This window comes from Halopolyspora algeriensis (assembly GCF_003337235.1).
In the GTDB taxonomy this organism is placed as follows: domain Bacteria; phylum Actinomycetota; class Actinomycetes; order Mycobacteriales; family Pseudonocardiaceae; genus Haloactinomyces; species Haloactinomyces algeriensis.
This window is the reverse complement of the sequence record NZ_QPJC01000003.1, coordinates 94342-109792: the sequence shown is the minus strand read 5'-3', so window position 1 is coordinate 109792 and position 15451 is coordinate 94342. Positions and strand designations below refer to the sequence as shown.

Here is a 15451-nt window from a genome sequence, read left to right as displayed (position 1 = left end):
CAAGTCGATCCCCGCTCACGAGATATGTTGATCACGATGGTGGCCCTCTGAATTGGCAGGCGTTCGACAAATGCGGCTTGATCCCAAGCGGTGTAAGCGATTGGTCTCGGTGCAGGTGTGTCGTCGGCGGAGTGTGGCGCCGCCGAGGAGTGGTGGGGTGGGACAGGCGGAGAGGCCTGTTGCGCGACAGCGGAAGACGAGGTCGCCGAGCATCTCGGACATGAGAGGTAAGCACGCTCGGGACGCGTACATGAGCCACAGGACCGTGGGCGTCTCGGCGGCTCGGGCCCTTGGTGGGCATGGAACCACTGACCTGAGGCCAATCATGGGGGTAAAGCGGGGGTTGATCTTGCTCGAGATCGCTCCCCACTGCTGCACCCTGGGATGATGCGCCCCCGGCAGGATTCGAACCTGCGACCTAGAGATTAGAAGGCGCCTGACCAGCAGCAACAGTGCCCACGACCAGCGACGACGGCCACATCGTGTCTCTCGCGGGGTAGCTGTATCCACCCGTGTTGACCCTGTTTCGGGTCACGGAGTGGGTCACGGTCGGCTCGCTGCATCGGAGGCTTTTGGGGCTGCAACAGCGGTTCGACAAAAGCCGCCCACGATGCGGGTCCAGTCGGGCACAATACCCCCGTGCTCGGTGATCAATCAGCACTGCGGCGAGGTACACGGCGGCTGGGGCGACTTGCTGGCTCGGCGTGGGGCATGACTGCCTCGGCACTGCTGCTGGCTGCAGGGGTGCTGGCGTGGATGCCCGTGGACTGGTCGGCGCTGTGAGGTTTCCCCATTTTGTCGGAGGCTTTGGCGTCGGCTCACTGGCCTCTGTTGTCGTTCGCCACCGCACGAGCTTGGCGCTTGCTACTGTGATCAAGCAGCGATCGCCCGACGGGGGAGGGTTCATGAGCGGTGGCTATCGCGTCAGCATGGACAAGCTGACACAGTTGGTCAACGATCTGGATCATGCGGCCGACGACATCACCGCCGCGAACAGAGCGTTGAGCAACGCCAGAGGCCGTGACCTGGGAACCCCCGGTATCGACGACGCCAGCGAGGAGTTCCGGGAAAGCTGGTCGCACGGAATCAGCAAGATTTCCAAGGGGGCCAAGGTGACCAGTGATGTTCTGGATGCCGCCCGGGCCACCTACGCCAGGCTCGAGAACGAGGCCTCTGCTTTGATCGCTTCTGCGGCCGAGGGCCAACATCCGTCCTCGGATGGAGGCGGCGGACGCATCTCGGAGGGACAGCCATCCCGGATCGAGCAACGTCTGACGGGGGCGTAGAGACACGCAGCATCCCGGCAAACTGCTTCAGGGAAGCACGCGCGGTCCGTGTCCTACGAGGACCATCGGCATTCGAGATCAGGCAAGGACAACGAGGATGACAGGAACCTCCGAGTACCCGGCGTTGGGTTTCGATCCCGCTCCCGGCACGGTGACCACGGTCGAATCGGTGGCCACCGATCTTCAGCAGGTTGCGACCAAGATGGGCAACGCACACGAGGCCCTGGCCAAAATTGGCCGCCAGGACGGGCTGTGGGAGGGCAAAGCCGCCGAAGCGTTTCTGGGTACCGTGGATGAACTGCCGAAGTACTTGGACCAGGCGCACCGCTCGCTCGGTGGTGCCGCGCGGACTCTGACCCAATGGTCCGGTGATTTGAGCTCCATGCAGCAGAAGGCACGTCACTACGAGGCCGATGCTGCTGCCGCGCAGCAACGGGTCCGCGAGGCGGAGTCGAACCCGGCCTTGGGCCTGGCCAATCAGTACTTCCCCGACCAGGCGTCCTTGCAGGAGGCACAGCGCAAATTGGATGCAGCCCAGGCTGCGCTCAACGATGCCCACGGTGACCTGGAAGCGATTCGCAGGCAGGCCCAACGCCTGTTGCAGCAGCACGACGACCTGGCCAAAGACGTAGAGCTCGCGCTGCGGCGGGCCGCCGACGAGGCGCCGAAGAAGCCCGGACTGCTGGAACGTCTCGGTGACGCGCTCGAGCAGCTCGGCCAGAGCATCAGCGACGCCGCAGGGCAGGCATGGCAGTGGATCCAGGACCACGCCGACATCATCGCCAAGGTCGGTGACGTTCTCAGCACCGTCGGCACGGTGCTCAGCGTCGTTGCCGCAGCCACGAGTTGGATCCCCGGGGTCAACGCCGTCACCGCGTGTGCGGCTGTTGGCGTGAGTGCCGCCGCGATGGGCACGCACGCGTTGGCGAAAGCCGCCGGCGCCGACGTGTCCTGGTCGAAGATGGCGTTCGATGCGGTTGGCATGATCCCTGGTGGGGGCGCGGCGAAAGGCGGTCTCGCTGCAACCAAGATCCTGCCGAAGGCGGTCAAATCGGGGAAGACGGCCGCCAAGTTCGCCGATAGCGGCAAGGCTGCGGCCGGGGCACAGGCGGCCAGTAAGACGATCAACCGTGCTGGTGCGCAGGCTGTTGGGTCTCGGGCGAACATGGTGAACAAGGCGATCAACGCGTTCGGTGGGGAGGGCGTCGCCGTGAACTCCTGGAAGACCGGCGGAAGTTCTCTGCTGGGCGTGGAGAAGATGGCGCACACTGCGCAGAGCGGCGCGGCGGTAGCCACCGGAACGGGTGTGCTTACGGCCGAGAAGAGCGCCATCATGGTCGCCAAGTGGGAAGCTCAGCCCTACATCGAAAAGGGCGAGAACGCCGTCAAGGACGCGGTCGGCAACGCGGCCCGCGGTTTCCAGAACGCACTGGCCGCGCGGTGATGGTCGTGACGAGATCGTACGAAGCGCCGGTCGCACAGCGCGGCTTCCGTCTTGGTCTGCCGGACGGGTTCATCCCGCTGCCACTCGACGATGTCGACCTCGACGTCGAGTCCGACGAGTTCGAATCCCTGGTCTCGTTCGTGGCCGAGCGGTTCGGGTTGTCGGCGACGGACGAGAGCTCGATTGCGGCGGCGGCATCGTTCGCCCAGTTGGGCTCGGTGATCGGCGACTCCGGCGTCGACTACTCCGCGATCGCCTTCTACAAGTCACCGGATGATCCGATGCGGCCCATCATGGTGACCCTGACCGGGATTGCGATGCCGTCAGACCACCACCGCAAGAGCGAAGCCGTCGCCAACCTGCTCGAACTCCACGGGTCGTCCAGTGACAGTACCGTCGAGGAGATCCGGCTCCCGGTAGGTCCTGCAGCCGCGACGGTGACCGAGGAGCAGAACGCGCTGGTCATGGGCGATGAACCTATCCCCGTGCTCACGCGGCAACTCTCAGCCTGGATTCCGGACCCGGACGGAACCACGATCGCTGTCGTCTCCGTCATGACCAACTCGTTCCAGGACTGGGAGCACGTCTGCACGTTGGCGCTGGACATCTTCGACTCTTTCGGATGGGAGCCGCTCAGCGGTTGATATGGGACGTGCCACGAATACTCCGGTTTCCGAACAGCATCGCGAGCAGGCCCGCGGCGTGGCGGCCCAACTTGCCGGCGAGACCACCTCGGTGGTGCACTTCTCCGCTCGTTCCGTGATCTACCGAGTGCCCGACCGGAGACGGGACGGCACCCCACGCGGCAGCAACAAGGCGAAGCGGGCCCTGCGTGCGGTGGCGCTGGCACCGCTGGCGATCCTCGCCTTCCCCGTCATCGTCGTCCTCGGCATGCTGGACGACATCGGCATCCAGATCCTACCCCGCAACAAGGCCAAGACCACCGTCCACGGCAAATCTCCCTCGTGCGTGGCACTGTCGTTCGCCGACGCGGTGCGCGACGCCGAACACGACCTGCTGTGGCTGGCATGGTCACGCTCCCAGGCCGTATTGCTGGGCACCAACGGCGACCACCGGCCCGAGGTGCTGTGGCGAGCGACCGGGCATCAACGTCCCAAGCTGAAGATCGCCAAGACAACGTTGCATTGGCCGGATGAATCCCGCGTCGACTTCGACCTCGCCCCGGCCGAACGAACCCGCCTCAGCGAACAACAGGGCAACCCCTGAGGAAAGGCCTCTGAGGAGGATTGTCGACACTGTACGCAGCGCTGTGACCTGCTTCTTCGATTGTTCTATGCACTGCTGTCGCCGCTGACTTAACCAGGCTCATGCCTACGGCCATGCCCGAGAGGCGGCTGAGCGTTCCTTGCCGGAGTGTTGACCGAGCGGGGCGCAGGTTGTGGTGATCGATCCCATCAAGCGAATGTCGTTTCTGCTCGCTGCAGAATCCTTACACGCTATCTTCGGTGCTATGAACGACGAGACTCGTATAGCGCTACGCAACTATGACTGGATGGTCCGCAACCGTGGGCTCGATGGTGTGGAGCTGTACTGGGAGTCCGACACCGTGGTGTACGGCGATGGTGGTACTGACATCGATACTCTGTGCGAGCGGGGATTCACGCCTGCCACTTCCGAATGAGTGTGATCTGCCGTAAGTATGGAGATCCCCTGTCGCGACAAGGACAGGTGGGGCTCGCAGTAGGTAAGCTTGTGCGTGGCTGCACAGGCTCACCCATTCAACGTCCCTTGCAAGGCCTCCAGGGGCGCTGGCGTTGTTTTGGTTCTCGCGGTGGCAGACGCCATGGGGCGGTGTATCGGACGCCGCATCTGGTGCAGTAGGCGTAGTTCTGCGTGCGTGTGGCTCATGATTGCTTCCGAGGGGTGCGGCGACGAGGTTCAGTACCGAGGATCTCGGAGACCGTGGCGATGTCGTCTTCATCGAAAGCGTTGCGGGCTGTGGAGTAGGGCAGCCCGGCAGCAGCCGCCAGGCTCTCCCACGTGTAGTCGGGACGAGTGCCGGTGAACTCTCGCCCGTAGGCCATCAGCAGACGGATCTCGCGGTCCGCTGCGTCGCGGCGTGCTCGAGCTTCGCTGAGCTGTCCAATCAGCGGATCGATGTCCCCGCCTTCCCAGGCAGCTTGTATCTGTTGAGCAAGCCTCTCTCGCCTGTCGGCGAAATCGCTTTCGGCGTCGTCGGCAAGCTCGGGCGGGTTGACGTTGTCCGGTGTTGCCTTGGGGTAGGCCAGCCAGCTCAGGTCGTCGATGAGGTTTCGTAGTGCCATGGTCAGCACTCTAGAACATTACTAGCGGATTTCGCTACTAATAGCTGAGTTTGCTATATCTTTGTGGTGACTATGGGATTGGGAGCTCTTCCACTGCCCGCCATTGCCCCGTTTGATGGTCAAGGTGATTGCGGCGAGAGATCCTCACCGACGTCCAGGGTGGACGCCGGATGATGATTGGTCGACACCCTTGCTTCACCAGGGGTTTCGGCGGTATTTCGCTGGTCAGGCGCTGTCGACGTTCGGGGACAGTCTGGTGCCGTTGACGATCGCGTTCGCGGTGCTGGAGGTGACCGGCTCGGCGGCGGATCTCGGGCTGGTGTTGCTGGCCAACCGGGTGCCGGTGGCTGTGTTGGTACTCGTTGGCGCGCGCTGCGGGGGATCGTTGGGACCGGCGGTGGGTGATGGTGGCCGCCGATCTCCTGCGGTGTGCGGCTCAGGTCGCCAGTGGGGTGCTGCTGGTGACCGGTACGGCCGGGATCGGGATGCTGGTGGTTCTGCAGGCCACTGCCGGGGTGGGGACGGCGGTGTTCACGCCGGCGGCCACGGGGCTGGTGCCGAGCCTGGTGCCCGCCGGCGTGCTGCGGCAGGCCAACGCGCTGCTGGGGTTGACGACGAACGTGAACAAGGTGGTCTCCATCAGCGCCGCCGGCGTGCTGGTGGCCACCCTCGGTTCGGGCTGGGCGCTGCTGGTGGACGCGGCCACCTTCGCCGCCGATGAACGACTCCGGCAGTTGAGTGCCGGTGGCCTGCTGCCACCGTCGGGCGGCGAAGTGTCCGAGCGTGACGGCGCCTTTCGGTGTGCCGAGGGTGAGCACCACCTCGGGCACTTCGGGATGCCGCTGCTGAATAGCCCGCCAGATGGCTTCCAGCGCGCTGATCAACGGCAGCGTGATGCTGGTGTGCTGCGTGGACAGACTGCTCACCTCCCCAGGAATTGGATGGCGGAATCGTTGACACGTACGTGCCAACGTCAACGGGGCTCGGTAGAACCGGTCGGCCGGTGCCGCACGCGAGGGCCGAGGCACCGGCCGGCCGTGGTGATCGCGGCTGCTCAGGTGGCGCGCTTGCGACGTCGCCCGCGGGCGATCTGGCACACGGTGGAGGGGTGGATGCCGTACTCGCGGGCCATCACGCCACCTCCGTGCCCGGGCGGCTCGGGGTCTTCTGCCGGTACATGGCCTGATCGGCCGGTTCGAGCAGGTCTTCAAGCCGGCTGCTGGTGGTGATACCGACCCCGACGCTGGCGGTGACCGTCAACACCGGACCGTCGAGCGGCATGGGTGCGGCGAGATCCGCGGCCACCTGCCGGGCGGTGTGGTGGGCATGGATCCACGACTGCGGGGTGTTGGGCCGGCGCCCGAGGTAGAGCACGAACTCGTCGCCGGAGATCCGCACCGCCGGCCGCCCCCGCTGTTGGTGGCGGCGCAGCCTGCGGGCGACTTCGACGAGCACCTGGTCGCCGATGCGGTGCCCGTGGGTGTCGTTGACAGTCTTGAAGTCGTCGAGGTCGATCATCAGCGCGGCCAGGCACTCTCCAGGACGAGCACGGGTGCGGGTGAAGGCCCGCTGCAGCCCGGTGCGGTTGGCCAACCCGGTCAACGCATCCGTGCGCAGGTGACGGCTCAGTTGCCGCACCCGGAGTCCGGCGGCGAGGAAACCGCCGGAGCCGGCCATGGCCGCGGCGGTGAGCACAGCGCTGGCATCCAGCATCATCGCGCACCTCCACCCTCGTCGGTGGGTTCGACGTCGAGCTCGAGGTACACGCGGCCCTGGTCGGTGTTGCCGCGGTTGGGGTAGAAGCCGCTGACCTCGCACACCGCGTAGCGAGCCCGGGCAGTGCCGGTGGCCAGCAGCGCCTGCAGGTCCTCGGCGAGCCGGGCGGTCTCGGCGCAGCCGCCGGTGAGTCGGAGCCGCATCACGCCACCTCTCCTTCGGTGGTGTCCCACTGGCCGCGGAACAGGTGGGCGGTGTCGGCGTCCCAGGAGCAGCCGCAGTCGCGGCAGCGGAACCGGCCGGCGAGCTCGACGGTCTCGCGGCGGCACAGCGAGCACGGCGGGTTCGGAAAGTGCAGTGCCGGTGGGTCTGTGCGGTGGGATGTCCTGCGGGACATGGGTTTCCTTTCGGTTCGGGGTGGAGACCTGCGCCCTCGGGTGCTTGGCGGCTTCGAGAGGACTCAGGTCGTCTTGCCATCCGACCGGCGTGCGGCCGGAAAATCGGGGTCAGTGCGGGGGTGTGGCGACAGTCGTCGGGTAGTTCTGGACGGCCCAGCGGCTTTCGGTGCTGGGTAGGGTCAGCGGCATGGATCTCGACACCAACTCGGTGACCAATCTGCCCGGTGTGACCGACAGGGACATGGACCGGCTGATCGCGCTGCGTGCTGCTTGCCAGATCGTCGGCCCGCCCAGCGAGTTCGCCGCGGTGGATTTGTTCGTCCACGAGTTCCGCGACTGGCTCAACCAGTCGACCGGGGATGCCGACAAGCTGTACCGGCGCTACGTACTGCTGCTGGTCATCAGCGGGCGCTCCGGAGTCGCCGACCGGGACGCAGCCAAGCTGCGCAAGACGGTCGACGACATCTACCGCAAGATTTGAGGTCCTCACTGCTTCACCGCCCGCCGGATCTGGCCGAGGGTGAGCCCGGTGGCGTTCATCAATCCCGCGATGTCGGTGGAGGCAATGCCGTCGGCGAGTGCCTTCTGGATGAGGTCGCCGGCCTCGTCTGCATCGGACGCGGGAGTTGTGGATTCCTCGTTGCCGAGGTCGCTGCGTCCGTCCAGTGTGGGCACCGATTCGGCCGCGCTGTCCGGGTCCAGTCGGGTTTCGGTCGCCTGCACCGAGCTGGGGTCTTCCAGCAGCAGCGATCGGGCGCGGATCATCCGTGAGGTCAGCACATATCCCAGTCCGCGGGTCGGGGTGCCGTCGGCGAATTCCGCGGGTAGCTCGTGCAGCCCTTCCGGCATCGGGGCGCCGGAGGAGATCATGTTGCCCGAGGTGCGCTCGGCGACGCGCAGGCCGATGACGGTGCCTCCCTTGAGCTGGTCGCGCAGCACCGTCGACCCGCCGAGCTGGGTGGCCGACGGTACCTGTGTGGCCAGCACCAGGGAGATCCCGAACTTGCGGCCTTCCTGCGTCAACTTCTCGCACATGCGCTTGATGTCCTTGTTGTTGACGCCCTCGTCCTCGTCGTCCATCAGCAGCTTGTGGGCCTCGTCGATGACGATGCAGATCAGCGGCAGGTGCGGGCTCGGTTCGATGGAGCCACCGCCCTGGCGTTTCAGCACCGGACGGCGCCGGTCCATCAGCCGTAGCGCATAGCGCAGCACCGTGCGGGCATCCTGCGGAGTTTCGGCGAACAGCTCGGAACGGTCTTTCCACTGCGGCAGCGAGGCGCCCTCGCCGCCGTCGACGACCATCGGCACGATCCGGTCCGAGGCGACGGCCTCGCCGAGGATCAGATCGAGCACCTTGGTTTTGCCGGAGCCGTTCACGCCGGACACCAGAGCGTGGGTGCCGCCCCCACCGGGCCAGAAGAACCGGAAGTGCAGCAGCTCCCCGTCGGCGGTGGTCATGATGGGAAACGTTCCGGTGGCGGGATCCAGGCTCGGAGCTTGCCAGCGCCGCACCGACTGCAGTGGGTCGCTGGTGAGCACGGTGATCCGGGCTGTGCGCACCGAGGCGCCCGGGATGGGTTCGACGAACACGCGCCCGTCGGGGAGGTTGTAGACCGACAGGATCGCTTTGCGGGCGCTCATGATGGTGTGCCAGTGCTCGCCGATCGCCAGGGTGATGGCGGCTTTCCAGCCGTAGTCGAATGCGGCGATGTCGCTGATCGTCGAACCGGGCAGGGATTTGCCGTGGGCGGCCATGTGCTCGTCCCACAGCCGGACCCGCATGTCGGCGGTTCCCGGAGCGACCGGCAGCGCCGTACGCGGTGCGGGGGTGGCGAGCTCGGCAGTCACGTCCGGGTCCGGCTCGGCGTGGCGCACCCAGTAGGGCACCGACAGGGCGCAGCCGCAGGCCCACAGCAGGCTCGCGGTGATGCCGTCGGCACCGGTCAAGGCGAGCGCTGCCTGCCATCCGGCCGAGCCCACCGCGGCCAGCCCGGCATACGCCCGGTCCCAGCGGGAGGCGTTCCGGTGCGCGTAGCCGTAGGCCCCGGCGGCACCGGCCCAGCCGGCAGCGACCGGCACCAGCGCGGCAGACCCGGCCAGAGATGCCGAGGCGGCGCCGATGCCGTGGGTGCCTCCGAGTACGGCCAGCGGCAGAACCTGCCGACGCCAGCGCTTGCCGAGCCGCACGGTTTCGGTCCGCACCTGGCGCAACGCTTCGGTGCCGGTCGACTCCTCGATGGTGGCGGGAGATGCTTCGGTGTCCGGCTTCGGTGGGGTCTTCGCGACCATCAGAACTCCCTTGGTGAGCTGCCCTGGTCCGCACCCCGCCCCAACAGATGCTGGGGCGGGACACGCACCAGGCAGATCAGTACTGGTCGTACCAGGACTTCGTGGCGACGTTGCTTGATCCGCCAGCGCCGGCCATGGCGTCGGCAACCGGGGCATGGCGAGACTCGACGTGCTTGTGCAACGTGTCGGCCATCGGTGCGGCGGTGTCGAGCAGGTCGGCCAGCTCGTTGATCTGACCCAGTGTTTCCGCATCGAGGCTGTTGGCGGTGAGCATGTCGCCGAGGTTGGCGACTTCCTCGTGCGCTTTGGCCAGCAGCTTCGCCAGCGACGACAGGGACTGGACGGTGTCGGTGTAGCCCTCACCGGTGGCAGCGACCGGAGCAGCAGCGGGCAGTTCGGGCATGGGGTCCTCCTTCGTGGTTTCTTCCTGGTCGTCGAGCCGTTCGGCATCGACGTGGATCCGGTGAGGGTGCTCGTTCGTGTCGTCCATGGCGCCGGCCTCGTGCAGTTCGGCGCATCGCCGGCACCATCCGTCGGCGTCCAGCAGGTCCGCCTCGACTTCGCGGGCGCACCATTGGCAGCACCGCATCCGGGGCTTGTTCTGTGCCCGCCGCTGCTCGTAGCGCAGCCGCGCGCACAGGACGCACAGCACCCAGTCGTCTTTGGCGGGGCTGCCGCACTGCATGCAGCGCGGCGACTGTCCGGCCGTCCACTCTCGGGTTCGTTCGCGGGATCGCCGTTTGTGCCCGTTGGTCTCGGCCCGCACGGTGGGCTCGTCCTCGACCGAAGCCGAGGGCTGCTCGGCAGCTGAGCCGGGCACGCAGTCCGGGCACACCCAGCCGAACTCCGAAGCGGCGACGAGGTCATCGACCGACACGTAGCCGCCGCAGCGAGCGCACCGCTCGGTGTCGATCCAGTCGCGGGTGCGCCACTGTCGCCACGTCTCCCGGTAGGACCGGCCCTTCTTCGCGCTCTCGCGGCCTGCCCTGTAGCCACCACGAGCACCGGTGACAGCGCCCGAATAGGCACCGGCCAGGCCCGCACCAACGGCTGCGACCGAGCCGACCACCAGCCACCCGGTGGCGTAGGCCCACCACAGTGGATCCCGAGGCCCGGCGGTGCGAGCGTGGTCGAAGCGTCGGCTGCGAGCTCGGGCTCGCTCCTGACGAGCACGTTCCCGAGCAGCGCCCCGCTGTTCAGCTCGGCGGCGAGCCTCGGCCCACGCGGCAGCGGAGCGGCGCTTGCCCTGTTCCCAGGCGTGCGTGGCTCCCGCCGCCAGGACCATCGCGATGATCAGGTCGGCACCCATGTCAGCCCCCGATCAACCGGCCGATGCTGTTCGCACCGACCTGGGCGATGGCCTCGGACAGGCCGGAGCCGGCCTCGGCGAGCGGGCCGATTCCGGCGAGGAACAGCACCGGCAGAATCGTCAGACAGATCAGCGAGGTCTTGTCCGCCTTCCGGTCCACGCCGATGTCGTAGATGGTCAGCACCAGCAGGATCAGCGTGGCTCCGCCGATCACATACGCGTTGGGGGCGGGAATTAGACCGGCAATGTCGGTCAGCCGCGCCGCCAGCCACGCGCCGAGCGAGGTTTCGGCGAGGCTGGCGCCGCCGATGAACACCAGCGATGCCTTCAGCCACCAAGGGCTGGCTTTCTTGCGCTTCCAGATCACCCACAGCAGGCCGAACGCGACGATCATGATGGCCCAGGACATGACTTCCCTCCTTTGTGCTCAGATCGCCAGGACGACGACCAGGACGGTGATCAAGACGGTCAACACGAGCCGGAACGGCCTCCGCGCGATCCACAGCAGCGCGTAGCCGATGGCGGTGATCGCCAGTGACAGATAACCGAACCACTGGCCGACGGCGCGCAGTGCGGGAATGTCGCCGGCCCACTCGGCGCGCTGGACACGGGCGTGGAGATCACGCAGCGACGGCGGCCGTGCCCGCCACACCGAGCCGTCCATGGCAGCGGCAGCGGTCTCACGGGCCTCGACGGCCCACACCGCTGCGGCCGAGTTCCACCCAGACCGTTTCGCAAGCGGGACCTGTTCTGTCGGCGCCATCTGCCCGGTGGAGTCACTGTCCGTGTCCTGCGAGGTCGTGATGCCGGGAAACGGCACGACCTCACCGGCAGTGTCGGCGGATTCCGTGGGTTGGGGGACTGCCTCGCGCGCGTGGGCGTGCGCGTGCTCGTGCGCGGGTGCCCGCGTCGAGTCCGGATCGGCCCAGGGATCCGGGATGGGCATCACCAATCACCTCTCTGTGTGCTGATGCGGTGCGCCTCCTCGTCGAGATGGCGCGCGTAGTGCTCGTACAAGCGATCACGCTCGGTATCCGGCAAGCGGGCGATCAGACCGCGCAGACACATCAACGCGGCCGCCAGCCGCTGCCGCTCGGTGCCCGATCGGGACAGGTGATGCTCGGCCAGGGCCGCGCTGGCCGAGCCGAGTTCAAGGCGCTCGAGGACCTTGCGGGCGTGCTCGGCCACCTCGCCGTGCACCGTGCGGGCCGTGCCGGCCGGCTGCGGCGCGTGGGCCACCGCGCTGACCAAGGCGTCCTCGGCAACCCGGTAGCGCTGCGCCGGTGTGGTGGCCTTGCGGGCGCGGTCGGCGTGATACGCCGCTCGGCGTCGAGCACGCCGCACCCGCTGGGGCTCACGTCTGGTCGTGGCCATCGCCGGATCCCTCCTCATCATCGAGCTCGCCGGGCTCACGCAGCGCATCGAGGACGACCTCGTCGAGGCACTGCCAGATGTCCATTTGGTTGTCGGCTTGCCAGTGGCCTTCGCAGCGCCAGGCACCGGCCGCGATCGGTTTGCCGCTCATGCGGCCTCCTGTTTGAGGGCGTCGCGCAACCACATCGACATCGGGGTGCCGACCCGGTGGCCGCGGGCTCGCAGGTATCGGCTGATCGTCGAGACACCGCCGGTGATTTCGCCTGCTTGGTAGGCGGGGCGCACGATGTCGAGCAGCTGCTGGGCGCGCTGGTGGTCGATGTCCGGTCGTGGCTGTTCGGAAGGGTTCTGAAAGCCTGCTGCCGAGCGGCTGTGCAGCCTGATGAAGGCCTGCCACAGCACCGGCAGCGCGTGCACGAGCAGCACCACCACGGCCGGGCCGACGCTGTGCACGAGCAACCCGCGCACGAGTTCGGTGGCCGGGTGGGTCAGCACCGGGGCGGGCAGGCTCATCCAGCAGTTCAGCGCGATGGTGTAGCCCAGCGGCACCCATTGGGCGAGATCGACCCAGCGGTCGGTGATGGTGACCTGGCGGGTGGCCAGGTAGGCCTTGGCGCCCATCACCGTCAGCAGCGCGGCGCTGATCAGTGGTTCCACGCCCCAGGCCAGCCACCAGCCCGGCGAGCCGGCAGGCGCGCCCATCGCGGCGGTGGCCTGCACGTTGGCCGTCGACCAGCCCAGCGCGATCAGCGCCGCGAGGAAGGCCGACACGGTGATCCAGAACTGGGCTCGCCCGTCCCGCAGGGCGATGCGGGCCGGGTTGGCCAGTTCGCGGCGTTTGTCCTCGGCATCGGCCGACTGCTGCCGCAGCACCTGCGTGGTCGCCGATTCCACGTGGGTTTCGGCGCGCTGGGCCTGCAGCGCGGCGATCTCCTCGCGCTCGGCCACCTCGATCTCGAGTGCCCGCACCCGCTCGGTACGCCCATCGACCTCGGGAACCGGGTCGGCCACACCGGCCTGTTCGGGCTGTTCGGGCGGGTTCCGAATCGGCTCGGCCTCGGCCGGTGGTGTGGTCTCGCAGGGGGCGTAGAGGCCGGAGTCCAGGCGGCGGTAGTCGGCCATGTGGGCGATCTCGCTCATGCCGCCTCCTCCTGCCTGCGCTTGTGCCGGGTGCGGAAGAGGCGGCCGATGGCTTGGAAGTCCGGTTGGGCGACTCCGCCCCAGCCGCCGAAGCGCTCGCCGCGCAGCAGCGCGCCGGCCAGGCACTCATCAGCGACCGGGCAGCCGCGGCACTGCTGCTGGATCCGGAGGCGCTCGGTCAACCGGGCCTGCTGGTCGCTGTATTCGTCCGTGGCCGGGAAGAACACCTCGGTGGGCACGTCGCGGCAGTTGCGCTCGGCCGTGTCGGCGACCCGCAGCTGCAGCCGGTCTCCGTCGGCATCGGCGAAGCGGGCCACGCGGTCGAGCTGGTCCTGCTGAAAGTGGGTGATCCGGCGCGGCATCAGGCGACCTCCTTCCGGGCGAGGTGGGCGAACACATCGGACAAAGCGGCATTGAGACGGGTGCAGACGCTGTCGACGGCGTGTTTGGCTGCGGTGGTGTCCGGTGCGGCCGTGGCGGTGTAGACCGGTTCGGGCAGCACGTCGGCCGGGATGGGGATCCAGAACCGCAGCACGGCGCCGGCGGCCGGCCGGTACTGGCCCCAGCCGGACCAGCTGCCCCGCAGGGACCGGGCGAGCTCGCGGGGAACCTCGGTGATGACCTCGGCCCGGATCGACAGACGGCCGTCGTAGTCCCAAGAAGCCTCGGTGGCGGACACGTCGGGGTGCGCGGTGACGTAGCCCGGGCTCATCACCGGCGGCCGGGCGGTGCGCCACGCGGCGGCGGCGAACTCCAACGGGTTGCTGGTGGGCTTGCCGTCGGCGGCGAGGGTGCGGCGCAGGTAGGCGCCGTAGCGGGACTCGCCGTCGCTGGCGTGGTCGCGGTCGTAGCGCTCGCCAGGAGTGAAAGCGGCATCGGTGTGCACAGGAATCTCCCAAAGGGGGTGTGGTGAATCAGGGGGTGGAGGTGCTCGGGGTGGCGGGTGTGTGGCGGCTTCGCACCACCCCGAACCGGAAGAGGTCAGCGTTCACGGACGGGCTCGGCGGGCAGATAGCCCTCAGACCCCATGACCGGGCACAGGGCCTCACCGTCGTGGTGACTCCACTCCGGCATGCCCAGCGAGCGCTGATACGGCGTGACCGAGGTCGGGCGCTTGTTCAGCGCTTCCTCGCCGCACTGCGGGCAGATCCACTTTTCCGGCATGGTCATGACTCCTCTCGGCCGATGGGGTGGACGATTCGAGGGCGGTGGGTGCTTGGCGGCTTCGGCCGCCCTCGAGGCGGGATCAGAAGTCGGTGACTGGGTGCCGTCCCGCTAGCTGTGGTTCACGGCCGTTGCGGGACACTGGAGGAGCTCCTTCCGGTGTGGTGATCGGTAGGGGTGGAGGACTCGGGGCGGTGGGTGCTTGGCGGCTTCGACCGCCCCGAGTTCCGGGACTGCGGGTGACACTGCGGGCAGCGGCCCCAGCGCCCATCAGAGCGCTCGACGGTGCGGCTCGGTTCATCGCATGCCCCGCACCACGTCGGGCGCTGCACGAAGGCCCTGGCCGTGTCCACGGGCGCCGGGAGATCCTCCAGCCGCGCCTTCAGCACCGCAGCCGGGGACTTCACGCCCTCCGGATTCGCACCCAGATGCGTGGCCAGCCGCTGTGCCGACCAACCCGCCGCCAACGCCTCGACGACCTTCGGTGCCAGACGCCGACGCTGTGCCGGGGTCAACGGCCACGCCGAGCCGAGCCCGTCCAGCACCGCATCAATGTCCGGATGGGACTCCTCCTCCCCCGCGTTCGGCCCGAGTCCCCGCGCGTGCTCGCGCGAGCCGGAGGAGGGTTCCTGGACGGTTCCGGACGGTTCGGGTGTCACAGCTGTGACGGGGGTGGGGTGTCGTAGCTGTGACACCCGTGGGGTGCCATCCGTGTCACCGGTGGCGGATTGGCGGGGGTGCCAATCTGACGGGGGTGTGGACAACTCCGGATGCATCAACACGGCGTAGCAATTTGGGTTGCGGCCGCCCCGCTCCGTTACGGACAGATGCCCTTCCTCGGTGAGCTTGCGAACGATGCGTTGCACGCTTCGCTCTCCCATCCGGGTTTTTCTCGCCAGGGTGCGCACTGACGGATAGGCGTTCGTTCCGTCGTCGGTCGCGTTGTCTGCGATGGCGAGCAACATCAGCAGTTCCGTTCCCTTGGCCGGGGAGTGCTCCCAGACCCAGTTCATGACCTTGATGCTCATGGGGCTCCTCGCGCCTCG

The 15451-nt window shown here is 67.7% G+C and carries 23 protein-coding genes; 8 read left to right on the top strand and 15 right to left on the bottom strand.

What is annotated here, in order from left to right; all coding sequences use genetic code 11:
* The first annotated feature begins 639 nt into the window (after positions 1 to 639).
* The 6 genes from DFQ14_RS21835 (at position 640) to DFQ14_RS22005 (ending at position 4372) form a co-directional block, all read left to right on the top strand.
* The gene (locus DFQ14_RS21835) at positions 640 to 783 is read left to right on the top strand and encodes a hypothetical protein (protein WP_158546671.1); all 144 of its coding nucleotides are present in this window, start codon (positions 640 to 642) and stop codon (positions 781 to 783) included.
* Positions 784 to 905: 122 nt separating this feature from the next.
* Positions 906 to 1286: a hypothetical protein gene (locus DFQ14_RS06940; RefSeq protein ID WP_141921350.1), complete on the top strand. Its 381-nt coding sequence runs from the start codon at positions 906 to 908 to the stop codon at positions 1284 to 1286.
* A gap of 97 nt (positions 1287 to 1383) precedes the next feature.
* Positions 1384 to 2730: a putative T7SS-secreted protein gene (locus DFQ14_RS06935; protein WP_114452280.1), complete on the top strand. Its 1347-nt coding sequence runs from the start codon at positions 1384 to 1386 to the stop codon at positions 2728 to 2730.
* A 5-nt stretch (positions 2731 to 2735) separates the two neighbouring features.
* The gene (locus tag DFQ14_RS06930; RefSeq protein ID WP_141921351.1) at positions 2736 to 3374 is read left to right on the top strand and encodes a hypothetical protein; all 639 of its coding nucleotides are present in this window, start codon (positions 2736 to 2738) and stop codon (positions 3372 to 3374) included.
* Position 3375: 1 nt separating this feature from the next.
* Positions 3376 to 3957 (top strand): hypothetical protein, encoded by a 582-nt coding sequence (locus DFQ14_RS06925; protein ID WP_114452278.1) that lies wholly within the window; start codon positions 3376 to 3378, stop codon positions 3955 to 3957.
* A 244-nt stretch (positions 3958 to 4201) separates the two neighbouring features.
* Positions 4202 to 4372: a glycoside hydrolase family 18 protein gene (locus DFQ14_RS22005; RefSeq protein WP_170206359.1), complete on the top strand. Its 171-nt coding sequence runs from the start codon at positions 4202 to 4204 to the stop codon at positions 4370 to 4372.
* Positions 4373 to 4595: 223 nt separating this feature from the next.
* On the opposite strand, the gene DFQ14_RS06915 is transcribed toward DFQ14_RS22005, so the two are convergent.
* Positions 4596 to 5015 carry a hypothetical protein gene (locus DFQ14_RS06915; protein ID WP_141921353.1) on the bottom strand — a complete coding sequence of 140 codons (420 nt, stop codon included), beginning with the start codon at positions 5013 to 5015 and terminating at the stop codon, positions 4596 to 4598.
* 404 nt (positions 5016 to 5419) lie between these two features.
* Here DFQ14_RS06915 and DFQ14_RS22620 point away from each other — a divergent pair, with 404 nt between their 5' ends.
* Positions 5420 to 6244: an MFS transporter gene (locus DFQ14_RS22620; RefSeq protein WP_114452275.1), complete on the top strand. Its 825-nt coding sequence runs from the start codon at positions 5420 to 5422 to the stop codon at positions 6242 to 6244.
* Here the strand turns inward: DFQ14_RS22620 and DFQ14_RS21830 are convergent.
* From DFQ14_RS21830 to DFQ14_RS21820, 3 genes are read right to left on the bottom strand one after another with little or no spacing between them, the layout of a single operon-like run.
* Complete coding sequence (locus DFQ14_RS21830; RefSeq protein WP_158546670.1) at positions 6147 to 6728, bottom strand: GGDEF domain-containing protein; 582 nt, start codon at positions 6726 to 6728, stop codon at positions 6147 to 6149. The genes DFQ14_RS22620 and DFQ14_RS21830 overlap by 98 nt on opposite strands.
* Positions 6728 to 6937: a hypothetical protein gene (locus tag DFQ14_RS21825; protein WP_218956397.1), complete on the bottom strand. Its 210-nt coding sequence runs from the start codon at positions 6935 to 6937 to the stop codon at positions 6728 to 6730. The genes DFQ14_RS21830 and DFQ14_RS21825 overlap by 1 nt, the downstream gene beginning before the upstream one ends.
* Entirely contained in the window at positions 6934 to 7128 is a 195-nt protein-coding gene (locus tag DFQ14_RS21820; protein ID WP_158546668.1) for a hypothetical protein, read from the bottom strand. The genes DFQ14_RS21825 and DFQ14_RS21820 overlap by 4 nt, the downstream gene beginning before the upstream one ends.
* 188 nt (positions 7129 to 7316) lie before the next feature.
* On the opposite strand from DFQ14_RS21820, the gene DFQ14_RS06900 reads away from it, so the two are divergent.
* A complete protein-coding gene (locus DFQ14_RS06900) occupies positions 7317 to 7610 on the top strand; it encodes a hypothetical protein (RefSeq protein ID WP_114452273.1) in 294 nt (97 codons plus the stop codon).
* 5 nt (positions 7611 to 7615) lie between these two features.
* Here DFQ14_RS06900 and DFQ14_RS21815 read toward each other — a convergent pair whose 3' ends face one another.
* From DFQ14_RS21815 to DFQ14_RS06850, 11 genes are all read right to left on the bottom strand, one after another.
* Positions 7616 to 9418 carry a hypothetical protein gene (locus tag DFQ14_RS21815; RefSeq protein WP_158546667.1) on the bottom strand — a complete coding sequence of 601 codons (1803 nt, stop codon included), beginning with the start codon at positions 9416 to 9418 and terminating at the stop codon, positions 7616 to 7618.
* A gap of 76 nt (positions 9419 to 9494) precedes the next feature.
* Positions 9495 to 10727, bottom strand: coding sequence for a hypothetical protein (locus DFQ14_RS06890; RefSeq protein ID WP_114452272.1), 1233 nt, complete (start codon positions 10725 to 10727; stop codon positions 9495 to 9497).
* 1 nt (position 10728) lies between these two features.
* A complete protein-coding gene (locus DFQ14_RS06885; RefSeq protein ID WP_114452271.1) occupies positions 10729 to 11136 on the bottom strand; it encodes a hypothetical protein in 408 nt (135 codons plus the stop codon).
* 18 nt (positions 11137 to 11154) lie between these two features.
* Positions 11155 to 11673 carry a hypothetical protein gene (locus DFQ14_RS06880; protein WP_141921354.1) on the bottom strand — a complete coding sequence of 173 codons (519 nt, stop codon included), beginning with the start codon at positions 11671 to 11673 and terminating at the stop codon, positions 11155 to 11157.
* Positions 11673 to 12101 carry a hypothetical protein gene (locus DFQ14_RS06875; protein ID WP_114452269.1) on the bottom strand — a complete coding sequence of 143 codons (429 nt, stop codon included), beginning with the start codon at positions 12099 to 12101 and terminating at the stop codon, positions 11673 to 11675. Before DFQ14_RS06875 ends, DFQ14_RS06880 begins: the two co-directional genes overlap by 1 nt.
* Entirely contained in the window at positions 12082 to 12252 is a 171-nt protein-coding gene (locus tag DFQ14_RS21810; protein WP_158546666.1) for a hypothetical protein, read from the bottom strand. The genes DFQ14_RS06875 and DFQ14_RS21810 overlap by 20 nt, the downstream gene beginning before the upstream one ends.
* On the bottom strand, positions 12249 to 13241 hold the full coding sequence (locus tag DFQ14_RS06870; protein ID WP_114452268.1) for a hypothetical protein: 993 nt from the start codon (positions 13239 to 13241) through the stop codon (positions 12249 to 12251). Before DFQ14_RS06870 ends, DFQ14_RS21810 begins: the two co-directional genes overlap by 4 nt.
* A complete protein-coding gene (locus DFQ14_RS06865; protein ID WP_114452267.1) occupies positions 13238 to 13603 on the bottom strand; it encodes a WhiB family transcriptional regulator in 366 nt (121 codons plus the stop codon). The genes DFQ14_RS06870 and DFQ14_RS06865 overlap by 4 nt, the downstream gene beginning before the upstream one ends.
* Positions 13603 to 14127 (bottom strand): hypothetical protein, encoded by a 525-nt coding sequence (locus DFQ14_RS06860; RefSeq protein ID WP_114452266.1) that lies wholly within the window; start codon positions 14125 to 14127, stop codon positions 13603 to 13605. Before DFQ14_RS06860 ends, DFQ14_RS06865 begins: the two co-directional genes overlap by 1 nt.
* Positions 14128 to 14222: 95 nt before the next feature.
* Entirely contained in the window at positions 14223 to 14411 is a 189-nt protein-coding gene (locus DFQ14_RS06855) for a hypothetical protein (RefSeq protein ID WP_114452265.1), read from the bottom strand.
* A 116-nt stretch (positions 14412 to 14527) separates the two neighbouring features.
* The gene (locus DFQ14_RS06850) at positions 14528 to 15433 is read right to left on the bottom strand and encodes a helix-turn-helix domain-containing protein (RefSeq protein ID WP_114452264.1); all 906 of its coding nucleotides are present in this window, start codon (positions 15431 to 15433) and stop codon (positions 14528 to 14530) included.
* Positions 15434 to 15451: the final 18 nt, after the last annotated feature.